Here is a 24,487-nt window from a genome sequence, read left to right on the forward strand (position 1 = left end):
GTTAAAAGAATAAAGGTCAGTTTTTAACTTGCTTCTACTCTACTGGCTTAAGTTGAAAAAAGCTTATGCCCTGTAGCAATTCCAGAACTTGGTTATTTTTACGCCCGCCCACAAAATTTCCTTTGTAGAAATACCAGTATTCAAAAACATTTATTAAGTTTATACAAAACGGCTTAAGCTTTGTTATTTGATTAGTTAATCAATCTTTTCTATCATTCCATACCTTCAAAAACTTTTATGTTTCAACCATCTTACTTAACAAGACTTTATTATGAAAAACGGACAAACAAGTGATCATAAGGAGGTCACACACGGTATTGATCATTATGTAGAGTTGGCACAAAAGCTAGAGCAAGAAAATGAGCAAATGAAGGCTCGTTTGTGGGTAGACTCTAACCTGACCAAATTTGACGATGTACTCAGGAGCAATTATGACAAATCACTGGTAGAGTTTGCCGATGCGGTAATTTTTCACCTGGCCAAGTTGACTCAATCGCTCAGGGGCACTTTTTTTACGCTTAACCAAGAAACCCAACAAGTAGAAGCCACGGCTGGCTACGCTTGTACTGTAGAGACCCTTGCCAAGAGTACCTTTCAGATTGGCGAAGGACTGATAGGGCAGGCTATTAAAGGGCAAGAAACAATCATACTGGACAATATTCCAGCCAATAACATGGTGCTGGAGGCATCTATGGGGCAGCTCAGTGGCAATTGTGTAGTAGTGATTCCACTTATGTTTAATCAAGAAGCATACGGAGCAGTAGAGTTGTTGTATTTACAAGAGGTAGCCCCCCGCTACCTGAATTTGCTCGAGAGACTGGGAGGAAACATTGCTTCCATGCTCAATAGTATTCAAAACAACATTAAAACCCGTGACCTGCTTACCGAAGCAAAAGAACTGGAAAGAGAACTGCTAACCCAAGAAGAGGAGCTTCGCCAGAATATGGAGGAGTTGACGGCAACGCAGGAAAAAATGTATAAAAAAGAAAAAGAGTTGTCGAGCAATGTCAATGCAATCAATCAAACCATTAGCACTATAGAGTTTGACATGAAAGGAATGGTGTTGAATGCAAACCAACTTTTTTTACAATTGACAGAGTACGAGTTTGACGATATCATTGGCAAACACCACCGTATGTTTGTAGACCAAGAATATGCACAAACCACTGCCTATCAAGATTTTTGGGATAGCTTGCGCAAAGGCAAAACTCATAGTGCCGAATTTAAAAGCATTGGTAACCAAGGCAAGGAGATATGGCTGAGGGCGTCTTATACTCCAGTAAAAGGAGGAGACGGTACCCCTTACAAAATAATGCAGTTTGCCCTGGACATTACCCCAGAAAAAAAGTTAAGACAAGACCTTGCCAACCAATTGGAGGCAATTGACCGGTCGTCAGCGGTGATTGAGTTTGACCTAAGCGGTAACATTCTAACCGCCAATGATACCTTTCTACAGGCATTTGGTTATACCCTGCACGATCTGAAAGACAAGCACCACCAAATATTTGTAGCTTCTGAATATCAACGCTCGGAAGAGTACCGTCAGTTTTGGCAAAAGCTGCAAAATGGGCAGTTTATAGAAGGGGAGTTTAAACAATACACCCAAAGTGGGGAAGAAATATGGATCAAGGGCAACTATAACCCTATACTAGACATCAATGGCAAACCTTACAAAGTTATTCAATTTGCCTCTGACATTACCCAAGAGAAAAAACTCAGCCAAGACCTGGACAATCAAATGGCTGCCATCAACAAGTCGAACGCAGTGGTAGAGTTTGACTTGAATGGTCATGTAACTGATGCCAATGAACTATTTTCTCAACTCACGGGGTATCAACTCGAAGAGGTGCGAGGCAAACACCACCAGATTTTTATAGATGCACAAGAGGCTCAGTCTGACGAATACAGCCAGTTTTGGCACAAGCTACAAAACGGACAATTTATAGAAGGAGAGTTTAAACGATTAACAAAAGAGGGCGAAAAAATATGGATCAAGGGCAGCTATAATCCCATCATAGGTTTAGATGGTGAACCATACAAAGTAGTAAAATATGCGGTAGACATTACCCAACAACGCATGTTGCAAATGCAAAATGCGCAGCAACTGGAAGAAATAAAGGCAGTAGAAGAAGAGATGCGTCAAAATATGGAGGAGTTGGTGGCTACTCAGGATGAACTCAACCGACAAGCCAAAGAGGTGAGTCGTAACAAGCAGCTCAACGATGCAGTGCTCAACACGGCTGTAGATGTGATTATCACAATGAACTATAGGGGCATTATCCAAAGCATTAACCCTGCGGTTACTGCACTGTTTGGCTATGAACCAGAAGAAGTGATAGGGCAAAATATAAAAATACTCATGCCTCATAAATATGCCTCGAAACACGATGGCTATCTGAAAAATTATGCCGAAACAAGACAAAGAAAAATAATTGGGATAGGCCGCAAGGTGGAGGCTCAGAAAAAGGACGGAACCGTGTTTGACGCGTATATTTCGGTGTCGGAGTTTAAAATGGATGAAGAGGTCGTTTATACTGGGTTTATACGCGACATCAGCGACTTAGCCAATACCCAAAGAGAGCTGCAGGAACAACTTGAACAAGTGCGCACTACCGAGGAAGAGCTTCGCCAAAACCTGGAAGAAATGGCGGCTACCCAAGATGAAATACACCGACAAGCTACTGAGTTGGAAAAAAGCAAAAAACAGGCAGAAGCAGTACTTAATACGGCAATAGATGTAATTATTACGATGAACCGACAAGGCATTGTACAAACTGCCAACCCTGCGGTTACTTCATTGTTTGGCTACAAACCTGAGGAAGTAATAGGGCAAAACATCAAAATGTTGATGCCTCATAAGTATGCCTCAGAACACGATGGTTACTTACAACATTATGCCAATACAGGAGAAAAGAAAATAATTGGGATAGGCCGAAAGGTAGAGGCTCAGAAAAAGGACGGAACCGTGTTTGACGCGTATATTTCGGTGTCGGAGTTTACAATGGATGAAGAGGTCGTTTATACTGGGTTTATACGTGATATAAGTGACTTAGCCAACACCCAAAGAGAGCTACAGGAGCAACTTGAACAAGTACGCACTGCCCAAGATGAAGTACACCGACAAGCTACTGAGTTGGAAAAAAGTAAAAAACAGGCAGAAGCGGTACTTAATACGGCAATAGATGTAATTATTACGATGAACCGACAAGGCATTGTACAAACTGCCAACCCTGCGGTTACGTCATTGTTTGGCTACGAACCTGAGGAAGTAATAGGGCAAAACATTAAAATGTTGATGCCTCATAAGTATGCCTCAGAACACGATGGTTACTTACAACATTATGCCAATACAGGAGAAAAGAAAATAATTGGGATAGGCCGAAAGGTAGAGGCTCAGAAAAAGGACGGAACCGTGTTTGACGCTTATATTTCGGTGTCAGAGTTTATAATGGATGAAGAGGTCGTTTATACTGGGTTTATACGCGACATCAGCGACTTAGCCAATACCCAAAGGGAACTACAGGAGCAACTTGAACAAGTACGCACTACCCAAGATGAAGTACGCCGACAAGCTACTGAGTTGGAAAAAAGCAAAAAACAGGCAGAAGCGGTACTTAATACGGCAATAGATGTAATTATTACGATGAACCGACAAGGCATTGTACAAACTGCCAACCCTGCGGTTACGTCATTGTTTGGCTACGAACCTGAGGAAGTAATAGGGCAAAACATTAAAATGTTGATGCCTCATAAGTACGCCTCAGAACACGATGGCTACTTACAACATTATGCCAGTACAGGCGAAAAGAAAATAATTGGGATAGGCCGAAAGGTAGAGGCTCAAAAAAAGGACGGAACCGTGTTTGACGCTCATATTTCGGTGTCGGAGTTTAAGGTAAACCAAGAGGTCTTTTATGCTGGTTTTATTCGTGATATTAGCCAAGCTACCTCGACACAAAAAGTGCTCGAAAAGCAAGCAAAAATATCGGAGATGAACCAGGAAAAAATGCAGGCTATTTTAAATACTGCCATTGATGTAATTATTACCATGGATCGCCGAGGTATTGTACAGTCGGTAAACCCTGCAGTAACCAACTTATTGGGCTATGAGCCCGAAGAAGTTATAGGGCAAAATATAAAAATGTTGATGCCCCAGCATTATGCCAAGCAACATGATGCTCACTTAAAAAACTACGCTGATACTGGCAAAAAGAATATCATAGGAGTAGGACGCCAGGTAGAAGCCCAGCACAAAGACGGAACCGTGTTTGATGCACACATTTCGGTATCGGAGTTTACACTAGGTGGTGAAGTAATGTACGCCGGTTTTATTCATAAACTTAACTAAACTTTTTTCAAACCAAACCTTATCAAAAATTATGTTGTCAGAACTCTTGTACATCAGTTTTAGAAACTCTTCCTGTACCAATGAAGAGGTAGAAAAGATACTTAAGCAAAGTATACAAAACAATGGCAAAAAAAATATTACGGGGGTGCTCTTGTACTCGAAAGTTCAGTTTTTGCAAGTACTGGAAGGAGATAATGAAGAGATTGTGACCTTGTACGACAAAATTAAAACTGATTCGCGCCATGACAAAGCCCTGATGCTGTCGCTCAAGCCAATCAAAGAACGTTTTTTTCCTAGCTGGCAGATGGCTGGTAAAGAAATGGACTCTGAATATCAATTTTTGAGCACGCTGCAAGAGAAGGAAAAAAAAGAGTTTCAGCAACTACTAGAGGGAGAAACCAACAGCAATGCAGTAAAGATTATATCAAGGCTCTTTAATGACTAACTTCAACAATAAAAGTAGACATTATATGTATCAAACCCTTGCCATTTACCATCAGCAAGGGTTTTTGTTGCCCTTCTTCAAAATAAGAAGCAAAGACTTAAATTTTCCTACTACGGCTGCCATTCGCCCATTCTTCACAACAACAAACTAAACCCACCCAATACAACCTCAGTCCAGGGCTGTATTTTTAGTCAAAAAAACAAAAACAAACCCTATAAAAGCTAAAATAGCAATATTTTCGGTTAAATTATTGTTATCTAACTATAGAAAAAATCATCTCAACGGGCTAAACAAAAGGCTTAGCTTTGCCAAAATAAATTTATATGAGAATGGACAACAACAATATGCTTAGGTCTGCTTTATTCATTTGTTTATCCATCCTTCTATCAACAGCTACCAGTATTTATGCACAATCATCTACCGATGAATTATTACAAAAAGCCAGAAATAGCAAACAAAAAAAACAATATGCTACCGCACTAGATTTTTACCTGCAGGCTTCGCAGGCTTATGCCAGAAAAAACAACGCTCAAAAACTATCATTGGTAAACTATGAAACAGGTTTATTGTATGAGCAATGGGGAGTAAACGAGAAAGCCCTGGAGTACTACTTATTGGCATACAAGACCAACCCTGATATTACCATTACCAACCGCATAGGCAACGCTTATACACAACTTGGCAATTATGACAAGGCATTGATCTATCACCAGCGGTCGTTGGCTATATACGAACAAAAAAATGACTTGCCAGGTCAAATAGCTTCGCTCAAACGCCTCATTGACATTTACAATGTGAAATCGCAGTTTACAAAAGCGCTGGAATATAGTCAGAAAATGCGCCAACTTCAGGAAAAAACAGGGAATAAAAAAGGGATAGCCGAAGCAGTAAACAGAATTGGTTATTTTTACAAATATACTAATCAACTCCCTCAGTCGCTCCAGGCGTTTACGGAGGCACTTCAACTATACAAGGAGTTAAACGACCTTGAGCAAATGTGTACCATTCTTACCAACAAAGGGGTAATTTACCAGTTACTAGGTGATAACAAGAACTCTTTACTGTCTTTTTTTGAGGCGGCTAAAATTAGAGAAAGCCAAAAAAAAGAAGTCCAGATTGCCGAACTGTGTAACTATATAGCAGCAGTGTATGTGGTGATGGGTGACGATGAAAACGCACAGTTATACACTGAACGGGCAATTAAATTTGGTAAAAATGCCCACAGCAAGGCAACGCTCATGAGAAGCTACGAAACGCTTTCTACGATTTACCAACACCGAGGCAGCAACCGCCGAGCCTTGAAGTATTACAAACTACATGCTAAAATTAAAGATGAACTCGCTGCTCAAGCCAATCAAAAGCAAAAAGCTTTGCTACAAAAACAGGCCGTTGTAGACAAAAAAGAAAAAGAGCTACGCTTGTTGTTGGTAGACAAAGAAGTACAGGGGCTGGCGCTAAATAAAGCAAAACTGGAAGCAGAAAAAAAAGCTAAAGAAAATGAGTTGTTGAGACGCGACAAGGAGCTATTGCGCCAAACCCAGGCGCTACAACAAGCCAAACTACAACAACAAGCACTAGAACAACAAAAAGCCAAACAAAGTCTGTTGCTAACTCAACAACAATTGAATAAAGAAAAACAAGCCAAGAAAATAGCCTTGCTACAGCAACAAGGTAAGCTGCAAAAACTTGCCATTGAACAAAAAGAGCTCAAGGAAAAGGAGATTCAAAAAGAAAATGAACTGCTACAAAAAAGCAAAGAGGTTCAAGCACTAAAGCTGCAAAGTGAAAAGAACAAAAGGAAAGAACGGGAAAAATTTTACATTGGTGCTGGTATATTACTCTCTATTATTATTGTATTGGTGTTGGGTAGTTTTATCATGGCAAGACGCGCCAACAAAAAACTGGAAACAAAAAATAATGTGATAGAAAGCAAAAATGCCCTGCTGGAAACCAAACAAGAGGAGATTGAGACTCAAAACAATGAGTTACAGAAAAAACAACAAGAAATTGCTACCCAAAATGAGGAGTTGATGCAAAACCAGGAAGAAATTATTGCTCAACGTGATTTTATTGAATCGAGTAACCAGAAATTGCTCCGCCAGAACGATAAAATTATGGCAAGCATCAACTACGCCCAAAACATTCAGCAGGCAATTTTGCCTTTCAATGAAAGAATGGGCGAAACACTTGAGGATCATTTTGTAATGTATAAGCCCAAAGATGTGGTTTCGGGGGATTTTTATTGGATGAATAAAATTGAAGATCAAATATTTATTGCTGCGGTTGACTGCACCGGACATGGGGTGCCAGGGGCGTTTATGAGTATGATCGGATTTTCATTGCTCAACGAAATAGTAAACGAGAAACGGGTAAAAAGTCCGGCAAGCATTCTAGAGCAATTGCACCTTGGGGTAAGGTTTGCGCTCAAGCAGGCCAAATCAGACAATACAGATGGCATGGATGTTTGCTTTTGCAGAATAGATGAAACTAAGGAAAGCAAAGTATTGGTTACATTTGCAGGAGCCAAACGTTCGTTGTATTATGTAAATGACGGCAATATTGGTCAACTCAAAGGCGATCGCACCAGTATTGGAGGGTGGCAACACGAAAAAAAACGTGAATTTACTAATGAAGAAATAACGTTGAATAAAGGTGACCTTATTTATTTGACTACAGATGGGTATGTAGATATGCCTAGCCCCAAACGACGCAGTTTTACCGAAAAAGGACTACTAAAAGTAATCGAAGAGGCCAAGTTGTTGCCTATGAAAGAGCAAATAACGGTATTTGAGCAAGCCCTTGCCAAACACCAAAAAAACGCCGAACAACGTGATGATATTACCATAATAGGGGTACAAGTATAACTATACCGCCCCACGCCTTATATTAAGGTGTCAACCTCTGCGCAATTTTATGCCGATGCAGCATGCAAAGGGTATTTACCTCGTCCAGGCATTGGGTCAATTGTTGGGGGGTGTAAACAGTGCTTGCCACGAGTTGCCGGCCTTGCTCAGCGGCTTTGTACATATCTTCTATGGCATACATTTTTACCGCAAATTTTATTTTATGAATAGCAAAACTCAATTGTTCCGGGCTGGCTTGTTGCACACCCTCCTTATAAGCCCCCAAAAACTCGTCAAGGGTTTCTATAAACAGGGCATCCATTTCTTTGCGAAATTCAGGGTCATCCTGCCCCATTTCTGCCAGCGATTCTATCAGTGATTTATCTTTAGACATTGGTGTTATTTAGTTCGTATTTATTTTTCTGTCATTTAGTCTTTGCTGAATGTAGTACCCTATTGTTTGATGAAAAGTAGTTGGTTTTAGAGGTTTCAACAACACATCATCCATTCCTGCCTCCATCATACTTGTTCTGGTACCTTTCATAGCATCGGCGGTGAGCGCAATTATTGGCACAGTCAACGCATACTGCTGCCGCAAAAGCTGGGTGGCTTCTATTCCATTTATGTTGGGTAGGTGTATATCCATCAACACCAGGTCGATGCTTTGGGGAGCTTGGGATATTTTTTCGATGGCTTCTTCGGCAGAGTTTACAAATACAGTGTGTAACGACCAATTTTTCAGCAACTCATTAATAATCATACAGTTGATGTCATCATCATCTATCACCATTAGGTAAAACTCTTCCTCTTCCAGTAGTTTTGAGGTTAACTCCGCTGAATACTGTGCCATAGTTATTCTATTTATTAAGTTGGAGGTAAAATACAGAAGATCATCCAAAGACCAACTAATTGAGTAACACCTTCGACATAAGTTATTACAAAATACTCAAATTTATTAAAATAACCAGCTAAAAGCCTAGGTGTTTTCTAATGTTAAGCACTTAAGAAGTGGACAGGTTACTACTTCTACTGTAATTTGACTTGCGTGTCAAGGAGGACAAAAATAAAGCGGCACTCGTTGCTACGCGGGTGCCGCTTCTGCTTTAAACAACAGGGATAAATTTAATAATTAACCCAAGTTGCAGCATATAAACTGTAAAAGCTTAACTTACAGTCATTTATATATTTCAGGTACGAATATAACTGGCACTTGAAGCTTGTCGCTTGTACCTCGCCACTTCAATTAATTAGTTGTCGTGTCCTCCTTTTTGACAACAAGCGGGTAGTTTGTGATAGGCTTTTTGCTCAGCAATTACTTTGTCGGCATCATACCCTACTTTAGACACTGCCTTGCGTAGTTTGTCGGGATTAGTTTTACGGGTTTTGTAAGTAACCGTTAACATTTTTGACTCTACATCTAACACCGCTTTTTTCACTCCTCTTTCATAAGCCATTGCCTTCTCAATACGATCTTTGCACATGCCACATTGTGCCGAAGTTTTGATGGAAAGAGTGGCTACTTTTTTACGCTTTTTTGTTTTTTGTGCTTGTGCCTGTACAACAAAGCCCAACACAAAAATAAAACTTAACCAAATCAGTTTATTATTTTTCATAAATATGTGTATTTATTAAGTAGCGACAAGCCTTTCGATACTTATACGCCTGGCTACTTATATTAAAAATATATTATTTACTAAAATTAACGTTGCTTTTACAAGTTGAACCTTACCCCTAGGGCAGCATCAATCCAAGCCCAACCCGCAGCTGGTGCAAGTTCAATGTATGGTCCAAAATCAAGGAAAAAAGATACAGGACTGGCAGAAACAAAATATTCCAGCCCAAACACCCCGGTTACTCCTACTCCCAAGGCATTTTCTTCCCGGTTAATGTCTCTGTCCCAATAGCGGCGAGAGCTCAACTGGCCTCCAAAACCAAAGTACAAATCCAGCCCTTGGGTGTTGCCCGCACTTAGCTGCCAAAGATAATTGGCTCCTATGACCAAACTACGGCGAAACTCTCCTTTCCAGTATTTACGCCCGCGAGAATAGCCCCAGCCGTTCGAACCAATATTAAACTCCAGGGCGTTTTTACCACCTAAGTATTTCTTAATATTCAGACCTGTAGGTTCGCCCACACGCAACCCAAATGCCCAATCTTTCTTTTGTGCCTGGCTCAACTGAACCACTCCAAATAACATGAATGCTATGCATAGTATTTTTTTCATATTTGCTCTATTTTGGTTGGTTAATTATTAAAAATCTGTTATTCTTATTTTCAACAGCTTCAATATCTATTTTGAAGCCTGAAGGTGTATTTTAAATATTGTTCTCTCTTGCCTTGTCTGATACTATAGCACAAGTACTGCTAAAACACAAACTATAATTATCGCCATTTATTTGATAAAAAACCGTAAACCTGCGTACACCATTCTACCCAATACAGGTGCCCAAACCAGCCCAGCATCAAACTGACTCCCGAAAGGATTAGAGGGGTCTATAATGGGAGTGTCCTGACGAAAGTTGGTCAGGTTTTCACTGCCTACATACAAAGACCAATTTCTGAAATTACGGGTAACCTGGGCGTTCAACAAGAAAAAGCTTGGGGTATTCTGCGCCAACCTAAACGCTTCGGGTTTACCCGCAGTATTAGGCAAACGTTTGGCACCAAACCATTGAGTGGTAAAGTCAAACGACCACTTTTCGAACCTTGTGGCATACGCCAAATTCAAAAAGAAGCGGTTTTGGGCAATAAAAGGCTGTTGTTGCAAAGTATTGTTGGTGGTAGACTGTACATCATAATATTTGTAAGCCACGCTTACATCAAACCTTTTGAAAGGCTCATACTCTAACCCCAACTGAAAACTATTGGCAAAAGCCCTGCCTTCCAGGTTATAAAAAGAAATGGCACTGGCGCTGGCATCCAGGTCGGCTACTATTTGATTTTCGAAATCGGTACGGTAAAAGTCTGCTGTAATCTTACCCTTGGTTTTGCCTAGTTGCACCTCTTGCGTCCAGCTAATGCCATAGTTCCAGGCCACTTCGGGCTGTAGGTCATTGGCTACCTGCAGGTTACGTGAACTTATCATGTACCCAAAGTTTTCGGGGATGATGTTTGCTACCCGAAACCCTCTGCCCCCCGAAACCCTTATTATAGAGGTAGGGGTCACACTGTATTTAAGGTGCATACGTGGAGTAAATACGTTGCCATACAAATTATGAAAATCGTTTCGTACTCCAGTCACCAGCGCCCATTGATCGTTAGGCTCAAAGGTATACTCGGCAAATATGCCAGGTACCGACTCGGTTCGTTTCCAAACAAAGGTTTGGCTGGTAGGGTGTTGCTGTTCATAGTTTTGGTCGTAACGGTCAAACAAGTAGCTTGCCCCCAGGCTAAACCTGTTTTGAGGATTGATTTGGGTTTGGAAAATTGCATTGACTGATACATTATCCTGAACAGCATTAAAATCATTGACCCCCCAAAAAGAACTATCTTCATGGTGAATTCCTGATACAATAATACCTAAACTTTGGTTAGGATGGTTGGGGGGTAATATACCAAACTTAGCGAACCCTTCCAAACGACGGGTATTGAAACCAATGCCATAGGGCAAAGCAGTGGTACGCTCCTGAGATTGATTAAAAGCAGCTTGCCCGGTAAACTTATCTACATACACCGCCTTGACGCCAAACTGAGCCCTCAACACGTCTCCTTTATACTTCCAACGGTTCATTACTGCCATCATGTTTCCTTGTGGGATGTCAAAAAAACCGTCATTGTTACGGTCTACCCCCTGGCTCGTATTGTGCCCGTGCAACAATAAAGCGGTGCTCCAACGGCTGTCTTTACCAAATGTATGGGCAGTGTTTATGTTTGCCTCTATCCTTCCGGCACCATTGCCGTATAGGTTTACCAATAAAGGTTCGCTGTTATTGGGTTGGGCAAGGGTTACATTGATTTGCCCGGTAACCGACTCATAACCATTGACTACCGAACCTGCTCCCTTATTAATTGCAATAGACTTGATCCAGGTACCAGGGATAAATTTGAGCCCGGTACGAGATGCCAGCCCACGAACCGAAGGCATATTTTCGACCATAATCTGAGAGTACACCCCGTCCAATCCCAACATTCGGATACGCCGGGTACCTGTGACAGCATCGGTATTAGTTACATCTACCGATGGGTTGGTTTCAAAGCTTTCGGACAAGTTGCAACAAGCAGCTTTGCGCAGGTCTTTAGCGGTGATCAACTCCGATTTGATGGGGTTGAAATCGATGTCCTTTTCTGACTTTACAACTACTGTTTCCAGTTCGTTGAGGGTTTGCAACACTACTTTTATTTCATTACGGTTGGCTACCTCAATGGTATCGTTACGATAACCAGCGTAGCTCACTACCAATTGCTGGGTAGTGCTTACTTTTGCCAACACAAAAGCACCCTGGACATTGGTGCTGGTACCTGTAGTAGTATTTGCCCAATATACACTGGCGCCTATCAAGACTTGCTCTTTGCCATCGGTTTTTTCAACTACTGTGCCTTTAATGTGACCTTGTGCCTGAACAAGGCCCAGCCCTGTTCCAAGGCTCATTATAAATAATGCAATGCTTTTTTTTATGTTCATTCGTTTCAATGTCTTTTCTATAAGAATTTGTTCAAACCTGCCTTTTACTCCCTCCATTTGTTTTTGTCTTTAAACGACAATTGATGGGGTAGCCAAAAGCGGATATGAAATGGTATATTGATGATGAGAAAACCCGGACAATTTGGTGATATATAGCATATTATAAACCACACAAAATTGATGAATGGGTATCAATAGAAGGGAATGTGCTGACGGTGTGCCGCACAAAAAACTTATAGAAGAAAACTTTGTTTTTGAATAATTAAGTGTTTGCCAGGCAATGGCGGGGAAGTGTCGGTATAATAGTATTTGGCAGGAGTGTATAATACTGGCTGCCATTGCAGGTAATCTAAAGTGTATGGCAATAAAATGGCCAAAAGATTGACCTTAAGAGAAATGGTTTGCCAGGTACTACTTTGCATATCTGCCTTGATAAAATCTACGCTCAAATCGCAACACTCAATATTTAAGTTACAGCATTTAGAGGGCTCCACATGTAGCAGCCTATTCTGTAACGCCACCTTTGTCTGGATTGCAGCTTTTTGGTGGCAATGGGTAGTAACCTTAGGCGTAGGTTTGGGGCAACTATGGGCTGGTTGGAACAAAGTGAATATTTCGGCGCCATCCATCATCAAACAGGTTTGTTTGTAAAGGGGCACCCCAGCCGAACTTGTTAACACCAAAATAGCCAGCAAGCAAGCTACCGACTTTTTAATAAATTGTTTGACGATATGTTTTTGGCGTTTATTCACAATTACAAAATAAGCTAAAAATGAGCGAATACCCAATACTTTATGCAGGTTTAACGCCATATTAACAATATAGATGAAGTAATGTTTTGTTAATATTTTATTAAATTTTTGAAAGATACTATTTTATCTATTACTTTTGCAGCCGGAAATTAGATGAAGACACTTAGTTTCCAACTAACAAGGGACTTCCGTTCTGTTTTAAAACACAGGGCGGATTTTTTTTTGCATTTTACCCAACACCAACATTGAGCATTCACCAATAAAAAAAGTGGGCATTTGACCCACTTTTTACTTCAACTCAATAAAAATCCATTTGCATGCCTTTCCCTTACTCCAGGTCTAAAGCATAGCTTCCGGCAAACTGACTGTAGCAACGGTAGATCATCAATCGATTGGCGTTGGGATCAAGTTTTAACACTACGTCTTTGGTACTGTTGAGGGGCTTTGCCAAACTTTTGCCACCATAATCTAAAATGTGGGTTTTTGCTTCCATTTTGCTGGTGACTGCTACAAAGCGTTTGTCTGTATCTAAGTTAAAGTACTGAAAAGAGAAACTTTTTCGATCTTTAAAGTCTTTTTCAAACAGCTTTCTTCCCTCTTTGTCGAGGGCAGTAATTTTGCTGCCTCCATCTACCATAATAATCCAGTCATTGCTTTTTTTGTCAACACATAACTTAAACTTGGCATTACGGTAAGGCTTAGGCAAGTTTTTCTTGCTTACAATGTCGCCGTTTATGTCAAACGAGATAAGCTGACCAATGTCTGACAAACACGTAAACGTCAATGTTTTCTTGTCTACCACCATTGGATTGCTGGTCTTGATCTGAAGACTCAGTGGAAACCCTGGTTTCTTTTTACCACGACGATCATAAGCGTAGACAAAACCATTTTCGAGCAAAAACATCAGGTAACTTTTACCAGCTTTTACCTGTTGGGCAGGTGCCGCCAGTTTACTTCCCAGGTTTTTCGACTTCCAACCATAAATCAACTGTCCTTCATGGTTATAAATACGGGCTTTGCCGTGTATGTCTGTCACTAAAAAACGGTAATTGCGCCGCCCAAACTCCAGCACCGACATGGTATGCAAACGGATAGAGTCTCGAATACGAATCGGGAATTTTTTTATTGGACGCCCCACCCGATCTATCACGTTGATATGACGGTTGGTAATAAAAGCATATTGAAGTTTTTTATTACGGTAGCGGTCTATTTGTACAGGTACGCTTCGCAAAGGTGAATACATTCGCAGTTGCCACAACGACTTGCCCGTTTCTGAGATCAGGTGCAACCTGTTTTCGTAGTCTTGTACCATTATTTCGGTGACGCCTTTCTTTCGGTGGTTTTTCATTAAGTAAGGCGGCGTGTAAATACCCGTTCTTAAAGTAGCGCTTACCAATGGGTGGTAACTCTTGTCTACTTTTTCGTCCATTTGCCCTCCCGTAAACTTGAGTCTCAACTGTGAATGAAACTGTTCGCCTTCATAATGAAACTGTGCAGTAAGCCACTGAAAATACTTGATTTGGGCTTCGTACTGGCTCATGAGTTTTTTCCACTTAGGCGAGGCATTTTTGTACATAATTTTCCACGCCTTAGGTATGTTTACCAAAAAGGTAAGATTCGACGTTTGCTTTATTTTTGACAGCATAAGTTTATAGCGGGTGGTTTTGCCCCACACGTCGTTGCGTTGAATGTCGTCTAACAAGTTACGTACGATGGCTATGTCATTGGCCAGCACTACCGCATTGCCTACATAACTAAAATAGCAGCGCTCAAACCCTTGAAAGGTATTGCCCAACATAGCAGCGGGAAACTCGCTCAAAGGAATTTCGCCTATTTCAGCTTTGCCATATTTTTGAATTTGCAGCGTTTGCCCCATTTTATCGGCTACTTTTTTACCCATCTGCTTGAGCACATTCAACGCCCCTACCAAACCATTGGTACGCATAAATAACAATTTGTGGGTTTCGCGCTGTTCTTCGCCCATTTCCAACACAGCAAAACCTATTTCTTTGTCCAGAAATTTATAGAAATCCGCAAAGCTTATCCCATTTTTACTTTCTATATCACGTTGCTTCTGCACAAAAGCTTCGTCTTGTTTTTCCCAATATTCTTTTACGTTTTTCACAAATTTTTCGCGGTCGGCAAAAGTAAGGTGATACATAATGGCGGTATTGTTGGGGATGTAGTTTTTCAACTGAAAGGGATGTGCTTTTTGTTTGGCAAACACATTCATAAACTCCCCTTCTTCCCCAGGATTGGTAAGGGTGAGTCCGGTAAAAGCCATTTGGCTGTTGTCAAGATGGGTACCATACAATGCCGATTCTGCAAATTTTTTCAGAGGCTTAAAGAAAGGCACCAGGTTTTCGTTACTGGTTGACGCCACAAATTGAGGCAACTGCTCAGGGTTTACGTGCATGCGCAGGTGGCTGTTTTTCCAAAAAGTAAGGTCTTTCCAGTCTCGTTTTACTTCGGTTACCCGATATGTTCTTTCGCCCGATGACGCATGTCGCACCACGTCATCTATCAGAATGGAGCTGTAACTCCCCATAAAAAAGCCTTTGTATATCACAAAAGAAAAAATGCTGGTGGTTCCTTTTTGCTTAGCTTCATAAATCTTAAAATCTTTGAAAGTACGCTCGGAAAACTGAAATTCAGGCTTGGCACGAAAGTAAGAAAGTACTTCGCCCAGGTATTGGGTATCCAGGGAGGTGGGTACTGGCACAAAAAACAAAGTACCAAAATCTTCTTTGGAGGTTACGTGTACGCTGGCGGTGATTGTACGATTTGCCAACAATGAAACTCCTTTGGGGTTTTTAGATAGAATTTCGATAAAGTATTGGGTACGAGACGCTACCGTGTTGAAATAATCGGTTTGCACCAGGTTGCTCCACATGGGGTTTGCCTCTACCTCTTTGAAAAGATTCAACACATTGTTGGTTTCAAATACAAATACCGGATTGTTGGGCATCATAGTCAAAGCACTTGGCTTGCGTCGTCCACTGCTCAACCATACCAATAGCAAAACAATCAGCAAAATGGCTAACCCTGCTCCTGCCCCATACACTACCCTTTTGGGGTATTTATCCAAAATCTTCTCTTTCAAAAACTTCTTCATACCTTAGTTTTCAGCGATAATTCAGCATCAAATTTAACAACTATCTCCAGTATCTTGCTTTAGTTCGCCTGTTTTTTTGTATCGTTCAAGTAATCTAAAGAGAGAGTTGCAGGTAAAGACATCAAAATAGTAAATAATTGGTACTAGTACCTCAACCTCTAAATACCTGATACATTATTTCGGCGATATTCGCCCCCTGACTTTACTTCAAAAATATCGCGTAGCTATGGCTATGCGATATTTTTGAAGTTCGTCAGAAAACAAATCTCATCCAAAATAAATAGTGCATTTACTTAGAGGATAAGGTACTGATCAAAGCCTTACAAGCTTCATAGTCAGGGTGTAATGTCAGCTTGTACTAAAGTGCTCAAAACTGAATTTTGCACTTGGGTAATGATTGTTTTATTTTTTGCCGGGTATTCCGAGAAATAGGGTTGCTCGTAAGGTGTAACCTGGTCAACTTGCTCAATTGGGTAATGTTGGGAGGCAGTTCCTTCAGTTGATTTCTGTCTAAAGACAGGTAGCGTAACTCTTTGAGTTGAACAATGGTAGCAGGTAATCGGGTAAGTTGGTTACCGCTCAAATCTAATTTTTGTAGTTTTTTTAACTGTATGATTTCGGGAGGGAGTTTTTTCAGTAAACTTCTGTTTAAGACCAACTTGGTTAAATTAGCAAGTTGGACAAAAGTTGGCGGTAGCTCAGTCAACTTGCTTGCGCCTATATTTAACTTGGTTAAACCAGTCAGCTGTAAAATTTCTAGTGGCAATTTATCAAAGTTATGCCCACTTAAATTTAAACTAGTCAAGTTTTTAAGCTGCACAAATGATGGGGGTAGTTGGCTCAATGGGGCATAGCGTAAGTTTAGCCACTGCAAGTTCTTGAGTTTACCAATGGTAGCAGGCAGTTTTTCTAGTTGACTATCTGCCAGGTACAATCCTTTCAAATTGACTAACTTACCAATGGAAACAGGTAGCCGACGGAAAGAAGTACCGCTTAAACTTAGCATAGTCAAGTTGGTAAGGTTGCCTATGTTAGCAGGTAATTTTTTCAACGGATTTCCATCTAAGATCAAGGTAGTCAAACTTGTAAGTTTGACTATGGTAGTGGGTATTTTGCTCAACTGGGCTTGATTGTCTTGTATTTCCAACCTTTTTAAGTTCACAAGTCGCCCAATAGAGGCAGGTAACGCAACTAAATGATTGTAATTTAAATTGACGCTTTCCAGCTTTGTAAGCTTACCTATAGTTGCGGGCAACTTGGTCAATTCATTACTTTCTAAATTTAGCTTTTTCAAGCGAGTGAGCTTGCCTATAGTCGAAGGCAGTTCGATCAAATTATTGCCACGTAAGTTTAGACATTCCAAATTGGTGAGTTGCGCAATGGTTTGGGGCAACACCTCTAAACCAGTAGAATGCAACAATAATACTTTTAATTGAGTTGCTTGCAAAACTTCTGCTGGCAAGCTAGTCAGTGATTGTTGGCTTAAATCCAGGGCTTGAGTGTCAGATTGAATGTCTTTTAACTGATAAGCTACCTTATAGGTTTTGCCAGTCTTGTCTAACAAAAACTTCACGCCATTTGAATCTTTTACCTGCATCCACCCAGTATATATGTCCATGCTTTTGGCATATTTCCAGCTACCTAATTTTTTGATTTGCTTGCCTTCCAAATCTACAAAATAGTATTTCCCAGTTGACGATATTTTGGCAGTTTGAGCCTGAGTAGTATACACGAGTATCAGTAGACATAAGGTAAGTAGATTTTTCATAGTCGTAAGTTATTAATAAGCACATCTTGATGAAGGTTATAATTGCAAACCAATGTTGATTTCACGTTTAAAAACTACATCAATTCTTTGGCTTGTTTTTGCCAGTCAGTGGCTTGTTTGGGGCTAATGTCTACTTTTTTGAGCAATGCATGAAACTCCACTTTACTCATATTTGCCAATTGAGCAAAAGTAAAAACTCCCGCACCATATAGTTTGGCTTCAGTAGCACGCCCTATGCCACCAATGGTAGTCAGGTTATCTCTATCAACATCTAACGAAACACTTTGCGTTTTTGCTTTATCTTGTGTAATTCCTCTAAGTGGATGGTAGCCCCCTTCCATGATCAACTTGGCAAACCAGTCAAAATCAGGCATCGCATAAAACAATGATTTGTGGCCTTGCCCCTGTTGAGTGATCACATCGGTATATATTACAGTATTGCGCTTCTCTCCTGGTTTCCGCTTCATTTTGGCAATGGTTCTGCGCGATATTCGTGGTTTTTTGCTAAACCTGTTCATAAAAGTCTCTTTGCTTAAGGGGTATTGCCTTTGTGGAAAAGCCATTTTGACGGTAGTCACTGTTTTGGTTTTATGCTTCTTTTTGGTTTTGGCAGTCCTGTAGTTTTTTACCTTTATTTTTTTCTTTACACTGGTAGTCAGCATTGTCAGGTGAGTTACATTTACGTGCAATAAGGTACCATCGGCAAGTCTTGCCTGTAGGTCTAGCTTGGGGGCTTGTCTTATTATTGTTTTCACTTTAGGGCTTTTACCAAATAATGAACCTCCCAATAATATCAAAAACGGAAAAAATACCAACATTAGAAAAAAAGCTCCCACAATGACAACGTCAAGCATTCCTGCTGGCAATGCATCTAAAAACCAAAACCTGGCTACTCCATAGCTTACCAAAGATAGAAGCAAAAACAAAGGCAACCACCTCACAATCACCCGATGAGGCATCACTATATAGTTTTTTTTGGTTTTGTAACGGAGTCTGTGTTGGTTATTTTTATGTAGGTTCAGCTTTAGATGCAACTTTTCGCCTGGTTTGAGTTCTTCTTGCAATAATAACAACAAAGGCATTAAGAAATCAAATACGTCTAGCCTTACATTCATTTGCCGCCTACGCCAGCGTGGAACAATGTCTCGCCACCACCAAAACATGCCCAACAACACTAAACCCAACAAAATCCACACACACACCCAAAAAAAAGGCTTGGCGAATATAAACAACATTACCAATACCCAAATTAATACAGGGATAAAAAGTGCATAAATAGAAAGATTCTTCATCAGCTGCTTTTTCTTTAAAGCATGCTTGTCATCTGGGCGAAGCTTGGAGATTTTTTTGGCATATTGATGTACTCCTGTCAGTTGTTCATACAAATCTATTGGGGCAGCAACTGCCTCAAATTTTTTAGTCCTTACCAATTGTTTATTATTGGAAGAAAGAGCCTCGAACAGTGTTTTAACTTCTTTTAACATGGACTTAATCGGTGTTTAAGCGTAAATAAGCTCGATCATCAAACGATATATTGCCTTTCATTACTCCTTTGGTATTTAGAAACTCCCTAAAACATAAAGGGTCTTTTTTAAGTGCAGCATACAGGTAGTTCTCACTTTGCTCTAAAGTACGGTACAATACCGGGTATCCGTCGCTTGCCAATACTATAGACACGTCATCACCATCTACTGGTATCACCGAAAGGTGCTTATCTACCACCGGAAAACCATCTATTGCACTATAACCGTAAGGATGATTGCTGTGGGAATTTTGAAAAGCTACTTGTCCCTTCAGCAAAGGTAAAATATACTCTCTGCCAATATCGCGGTGTTGCAATGACGCCACTGAAGCCCCCTGTTGTAAGGCAATTTCCAGATACAATGCCCTTATCCGGGCAATTACTTCCTCTGGTCTTCGCCGATGGTTGTATACTTTTTTGTCTATCATACACCTACAGTCGCCAATGAGCCAAACCTCGCGCTGATAATCTGAGTAGATAGCCACCGAAGCAGTAGGGCGCTCAAGGGGATGTTCTTTTAGATAGTCATACTCATTGTTTCGATGATAATGTTTGGCTAATGCATAAGTAAGCAAGTCTACTGCTTCGTCGAAAGTGACTTGCACCGGAAACCTGGCAATGGCGTTTTTGAGTATTTCTGCCGCAAAACGCCCTGTAGTTTTTCCCTGATATGTTGTGGCTAGTTTACTAGTGGCGCCATCTATCACAGCAGCGTGGTAATCAGTTGCTACGATTTGATCTTCACAGGTAAAGAAATTACCCGTTTTGCTTACCAATTTGTGTTCTACTACTTCAAAAGCCATATATTTTATCTAGTAAATAATGAATTAACCTTATGATCAGGACTCACTCTGAGGCATTTATCTTTAAGGCAAACGTCAGCATTTTTGTTTGGTAAGTGATCTGGAAAAAATAAGATGTGCCAATTTAAGAAAATATATTGTTCTCAGACGATTCAAAAAAAACGGTGCATAGCCAAAGCTATGAGGCTTTTTTTTTGAGAAGAATGAGGGCAATAGATACACTTTAATGGCTCAAATTATTTATGAAAGATCACTAAGGAATGTTCAGTAACTTATTTTTTCGCCATTCCTAAAAATAACATCACAAGTTATCAAAAATCGTGGGAAAGCCCTTCTTAGGAATGGTACCAAAATAAATTTACATTCTTAACCTCATCTTTTGAGGCTATACTTTGTTAAAAAATAGCCGAATAGCGATGCTATTAGCCGATTTTTTGCCGCGTCTAGCAACAAAATATTTTATTAAACCATAGAAATTTATTTTTACACCATTCCTTAGGAACGGTGTCAAAATAAATTTACATTCTTAACCTCCTCTTTTTTGGATATGCTTCGTTAAAAAAACTTGCCATAGCTATGGCTATGCCGCGTTTTTTGACCTCGCCTGACCAAAAAATATTTCCTTAAACTATACAACTTTATTTTTGCATCGTTCCTTAGGAATTGTTCAAAAATAAATTTACACTCTAAGGGGTGATTTTTCGCCTTGATACTTCGTTATTTTTATTGCCCGTAGCGCTGTTCCGAATCAAGTTCGGAATTCAAGCTCTATGGGCGCAAAAAATAGCCTCGTCTCAAAACAAAACCTCTACCTCAAGAATGGTAATTTAATTTCTCACCATTCCTTAGTTTTTTTTATTCGGTCAAAATAAATACATAGATACAACAAAAGCCCAAATCATTTTTATAATGACTTGGGCTTGACGAGCAATGATTTCTTAAACCATTCCTATTTGGTACTGGCTTCTATGATATTGATTCTATAACCTTTAATTTCTCTTGGAGTGAGGTTTTTGATGTACGCATGAAAACGATGCAGGCGATTGTGATTGGGGTACCAATCTGCCTGATGTGGATACACCAACGTACGAGTCACCGAGTGAACAATCTCATCGTTATGGTTCAACCACTGGGCTTCTACTTTAAATCGTTGTAAAGACTCTTTGCCTTTGTTAATAAAGTTCACTTCTACTTTATGAGATGTAGACTTGGCATAACCTCTTACTTCTTGTGCACGCTCTAGTACATCTATTTGTATCCCCTGAGGGCGGTCATAAGCCCACAAAGTAGGTATAGGGCGATGGGTAGGCTTTTTCCATGAGCCATACTTGACAGCATGCACTAAGAGACGCACTTCGCTTAAATCATTTGCAGCATAGTTTTTACTGTATTTCGACAGGTAAAACGGCACATAATCGCCTTTGATGGCATTGGGCTGGTATTTTTTTACTACCGACACATACTCAGCCAGTCCTACTTTACCCTCTGGAGTAACAAATTCTACTTTTAGCTTAAGTTCTTCTATAGGAAGGTTACCAGTAATCAACAAGGCACCTGATAGCTTGTAAGAAAGCCTTTGTCGGGAGGAACTTGTTACTGCAGATTTTTCTATACGCGCAAGTTTAAAGTTCTCACTCCACGACGATTTCACAAACTTTACTGGTACATTATTGCGGTTTCTGTTGGTAGGAACTGTATATTGAGGCGAAGATGAAGAAGCAGTTTTTTCTGGCAAATATTTTTCTGTCTCGTATACTTTATCTTCGTCTGAGGCTCGTTGAACTGAAAAAAAGATGAGCGCACCTGCCATAAACAAAATGAATACTGATGCCATTACTATGATAGAAGCACGTTTACTGCCGGCATTTGTGGCAGGCATTTGCGCATGAGGCGAGGCGGTCACACTTTTGGCCTGTGAGGGCTTTTGCAGCTCGCTTATAATACGAATAGAGGGTTCGTGTCCAGGCTCGTTTACCAACCTAACACGGGCATAGTTAATGGCTTGTTCTCTGTAGTTTGCCCGAGAGGTTTCGTGATACATGGAGCGGTAGGCAATTGCCAGTCCATAAATAGCCGCCAGATTGTTGGGGCTGAGCTGAAGCGCTTGTTCAAACTGTTGGATAGCATCATTCCAATTTTCGAAACTCAAAAAACTCTGCCCATTTTTGAGGTGGCCTTCTACTTTTTGCTCCACCAAATGCCATTCGTCTTCCGAAAAACCCAGGTCAAGGGCTATTTCTTTGAGTTCCTGTTGACTCAACGACTTTTGTGCTTCCTTGTCTTTAATCTCCAGCAGTTTTTCGTAAAAAGCTCTTAGGTTTTCTTCATTAGTTTTACTCATAATATTTCAATTTTTAGGTTTTCATCTCTCTTCCCAGATTGCCTACCCCTAATACTAAAACTCAAGCATCGTACAGTCCTGATTAAAATTCTCATTGTGTATTGTTTTTTATACGTGAATTAAAAAGTTTTTTGCAAGGATATGTAATTATTTTTTTCAAAAGCTTGTAATTAAATAAAATTATATAGTACTTTGTGATACATATAACCATTTAATATACACTACTATTAAATACATAATAATATAATTAAACCATATACCATAGAAAAACCATTTTTTGAAACCAAGAAAAGTGCTATAATCACAACACCATGGAGTTGTAGAAAGCTTAAAAAAGCTATTTGAAGCAATTCCACTAATTTTTATAAAAACCATATACCATAGAAAAACCATTAATTTTTAGATGTAGTGTAACGGGCATTGTTGACAAATCAAGTCAATAATGCCTTATTTATTTTCTCTTTTTTCATTTCGTTTCCCCTGGTTTTCTATTTCTGACACATTCTCTTATCTTGTGGCTTTCTCAACTAATCAACCCACTCAATGAAAAAAACTACGACCTATTTGGTGGCAATAATTGCTGCAGTTGCTTTGCTTACTGCTTGTGGTGAGGGTACAAACAACACCAAAAACCAACAAACCGATGCAGATACCAGTGTAAAAACCAGCAGTGAAACACCCAATAAAAACACTGAAGCTACTAATAACACGAAACCTGTAAAAACAATCAGCGATGACAAGAAAGGGGAAGGGACTAAAGCCAATAATACTCAAGAGGCTTTTGTAGAAGGGGTTTTTCAAGAAATAGAACAAGGAGATTTGTTTCACTTCATCATCAAGGATGCTCAAAGCAAAACCCATGACTTTTGGGTATTTAAACCTGATGCTACCTACCAAACTATTGAGGCTGATCAGGCAAAATATAAGGGCAGGAAAATAAAAGTGTTTTACAAAAAAACTAAAAAATATATCGAAAATGCAGGGGGTGAGATCGCCTTTGAAGAGTATGTAAAAGCTGAGTTGTAGCAAACAGCATACAGAAAAAACCATCACCCATACCCAATCAAAATTGTTGGTGTGGGTGATGTCTATCTCTATCTCCTAAGTGTAATACCACCTCCTCCCCCATCAAAAAATGCCCTTCAACTCCAATTCACTTATTCCAACCATCACTCATCTGCCCGTCCTACAGCTAAAGTTAGCCATGTGTGCAGTCAATTCTCTAGCTTGTTTTTATCTTGCAACCCACATTGTAAACTACTTGACTATTATGGCAAAGCTACTCAAAGACCGCTATTTTCAACCCGCTTTTTTTGATCAATTAAGTCAATCAATTCTGCAAGTATACCCTGAATTCGACACGCAACATTTTCAACAGTTACTGTACAATAGCCAGTGGTCAAACCTGGAACTAAAAGCCCGTATGCGGCACGCATCGCAGTGTTTACAACAAACTTTGCCCGTAGATTATACACAAGCCATAGAAGTTTTGTCAAAAGTAGCCCCAAAATTCAGTGATTTTGACGGCATGCTGTTTCCCGATTTTGTAGAAGCATACGGGCAAAACGACTGGCAAACGTCTATCACTGCGCTTGAGCTTTTTACCCAATACTCCAGCGCCGAGTTTGCCATTCGTCCTTTGATAGAAAAATACTTCGATAAAACCATGGCAAAAATGCTGGAATGGTCTACCCACTCCAACCATCACGTGCGTCGTCTCGCCAGCGAAGGTTGTCGTCCGCGTTTGCCTTGGGCAAGTCCTTTGCGCATGCTCAAAAAAGACCCTGCCCCAATTTTGCCTTTATTAGAAAATCTAAAAGCAGACCCTTCCATCTACCAATTTCATAATCTACTGATAATCAGGAAGCTATTTTTTGTATTTGATAGCCCATTCTTAGAGCTTTTTTTTGTAATTTCTTCAACTCCCTT

At 40.1% G+C, this 24,487-nt stretch carries 16 protein-coding genes and 1 pseudogene; 6 read left to right on the top strand and 11 right to left on the bottom strand.

Going from position 1 to position 24,487, the window contains the following annotated elements:
- The first annotated feature begins 271 nt into the window (after positions 1-271).
- From Q0954_RS19415 to Q0954_RS19430, 4 genes are all read left to right on the top strand, one after another.
- Positions 272-4,348 (top strand): PAS domain S-box protein, encoded by a 4,077-nt coding sequence (locus Q0954_RS19415; protein WP_299459258.1) that lies wholly within the window; start codon positions 272-274, stop codon positions 4,346-4,348.
- A gap of 31 nt (positions 4,349-4,379) precedes the next feature.
- Positions 4,380-4,793 carry a BLUF domain-containing protein gene (locus tag Q0954_RS19420; protein WP_299459259.1) on the top strand — a complete coding sequence of 138 codons (414 nt, stop codon included), beginning with the start codon at positions 4,380-4,382 and terminating at the stop codon, positions 4,791-4,793.
- 25 nt (positions 4,794-4,818) lie between these two features.
- Complete coding sequence (locus Q0954_RS19425; protein WP_299459260.1) at positions 4,819-4,944, top strand: hypothetical protein; 126 nt, start codon at positions 4,819-4,821, stop codon at positions 4,942-4,944.
- A gap of 178 nt (positions 4,945-5,122) precedes the next feature.
- The gene (locus Q0954_RS19430; RefSeq protein WP_299459261.1) at positions 5,123-7,657 is read left to right on the top strand and encodes a SpoIIE family protein phosphatase; all 2,535 of its coding nucleotides are present in this window, start codon (positions 5,123-5,125) and stop codon (positions 7,655-7,657) included.
- Between the two features lie 22 nt (positions 7,658-7,679).
- Here Q0954_RS19430 and Q0954_RS19435 read toward each other — a convergent pair whose 3' ends face one another.
- The 11 genes from Q0954_RS19435 to Q0954_RS19485 form a co-directional block, all read right to left on the bottom strand.
- Positions 7,680-8,030 carry a hypothetical protein gene (locus Q0954_RS19435; RefSeq protein ID WP_299459262.1) on the bottom strand — a complete coding sequence of 117 codons (351 nt, stop codon included), beginning with the start codon at positions 8,028-8,030 and terminating at the stop codon, positions 7,680-7,682.
- A 9-nt stretch (positions 8,031-8,039) separates the two neighbouring features.
- Entirely contained in the window at positions 8,040-8,486 is a 447-nt protein-coding gene (locus Q0954_RS19440; protein ID WP_299459263.1) for a response regulator, read from the bottom strand.
- A gap of 397 nt (positions 8,487-8,883) precedes the next feature.
- Positions 8,884-9,249, bottom strand: coding sequence for a heavy-metal-associated domain-containing protein (locus tag Q0954_RS19445; RefSeq protein WP_299459264.1), 366 nt, complete (start codon positions 9,247-9,249; stop codon positions 8,884-8,886).
- A 98-nt stretch (positions 9,250-9,347) separates the two neighbouring features.
- Entirely contained in the window at positions 9,348-9,860 is a 513-nt protein-coding gene (locus Q0954_RS19450; RefSeq protein WP_299459265.1) for a hypothetical protein, read from the bottom strand.
- 168 nt (positions 9,861-10,028) lie between these two features.
- A complete protein-coding gene (locus Q0954_RS19455) occupies positions 10,029-12,314 on the bottom strand; it encodes a TonB-dependent receptor (protein WP_299459266.1) in 2,286 nt (761 codons plus the stop codon).
- A gap of 176 nt (positions 12,315-12,490) precedes the next feature.
- Positions 12,491-13,069 (bottom strand): hypothetical protein, encoded by a 579-nt coding sequence (locus Q0954_RS19460; RefSeq protein WP_299459267.1) that lies wholly within the window; start codon positions 13,067-13,069, stop codon positions 12,491-12,493.
- Positions 13,070-13,337: 268 nt separating this feature from the next.
- The gene (locus Q0954_RS19465) at positions 13,338-16,124 is read right to left on the bottom strand and encodes a DUF3352 domain-containing protein (RefSeq protein ID WP_299459268.1); all 2,787 of its coding nucleotides are present in this window, start codon (positions 16,122-16,124) and stop codon (positions 13,338-13,340) included.
- A 367-nt stretch (positions 16,125-16,491) separates the two neighbouring features.
- Positions 16,492-17,892, bottom strand: coding sequence for a leucine-rich repeat domain-containing protein (locus Q0954_RS19470; protein ID WP_299459269.1), 1,401 nt, complete (start codon positions 17,890-17,892; stop codon positions 16,492-16,494).
- A 74-nt stretch (positions 17,893-17,966) separates the two neighbouring features.
- On the bottom strand, positions 17,967-19,376 hold the full coding sequence (locus Q0954_RS19475; protein ID WP_299459270.1) for a helix-hairpin-helix domain-containing protein: 1,410 nt from the start codon (positions 19,374-19,376) through the stop codon (positions 17,967-17,969).
- A 4-nt stretch (positions 19,377-19,380) separates the two neighbouring features.
- Complete coding sequence (locus Q0954_RS19480; protein WP_299459271.1) at positions 19,381-20,217, bottom strand: hypothetical protein; 837 nt, start codon at positions 20,215-20,217, stop codon at positions 19,381-19,383.
- A 949-nt stretch (positions 20,218-21,166) separates the two neighbouring features.
- Complete coding sequence (locus Q0954_RS19485; protein ID WP_299459272.1) at positions 21,167-22,558, bottom strand: tetratricopeptide repeat protein; 1,392 nt, start codon at positions 22,556-22,558, stop codon at positions 21,167-21,169.
- Between the two features lie 543 nt (positions 22,559-23,101).
- On the opposite strand from Q0954_RS19485, the gene Q0954_RS19490 reads away from it, so the two are divergent.
- Together Q0954_RS19490 and Q0954_RS19495 are read left to right on the top strand one after the other, a co-directional pair.
- Entirely contained in the window at positions 23,102-23,584 is a 483-nt protein-coding gene (locus Q0954_RS19490) for a hypothetical protein (RefSeq protein ID WP_299459273.1), read from the top strand.
- Positions 23,585-23,828: 244 nt separating this feature from the next.
- Positions 23,829-24,487: pseudogene (locus Q0954_RS19495) on the top strand (hypothetical protein); the annotation flags it as partial.

Origin of the sequence: uncultured Microscilla sp. (assembly GCF_947493425.1) — a bacterium.
Lineage (GTDB): Bacteria > Bacteroidota > Bacteroidia > Cytophagales > Microscillaceae > Microscilla.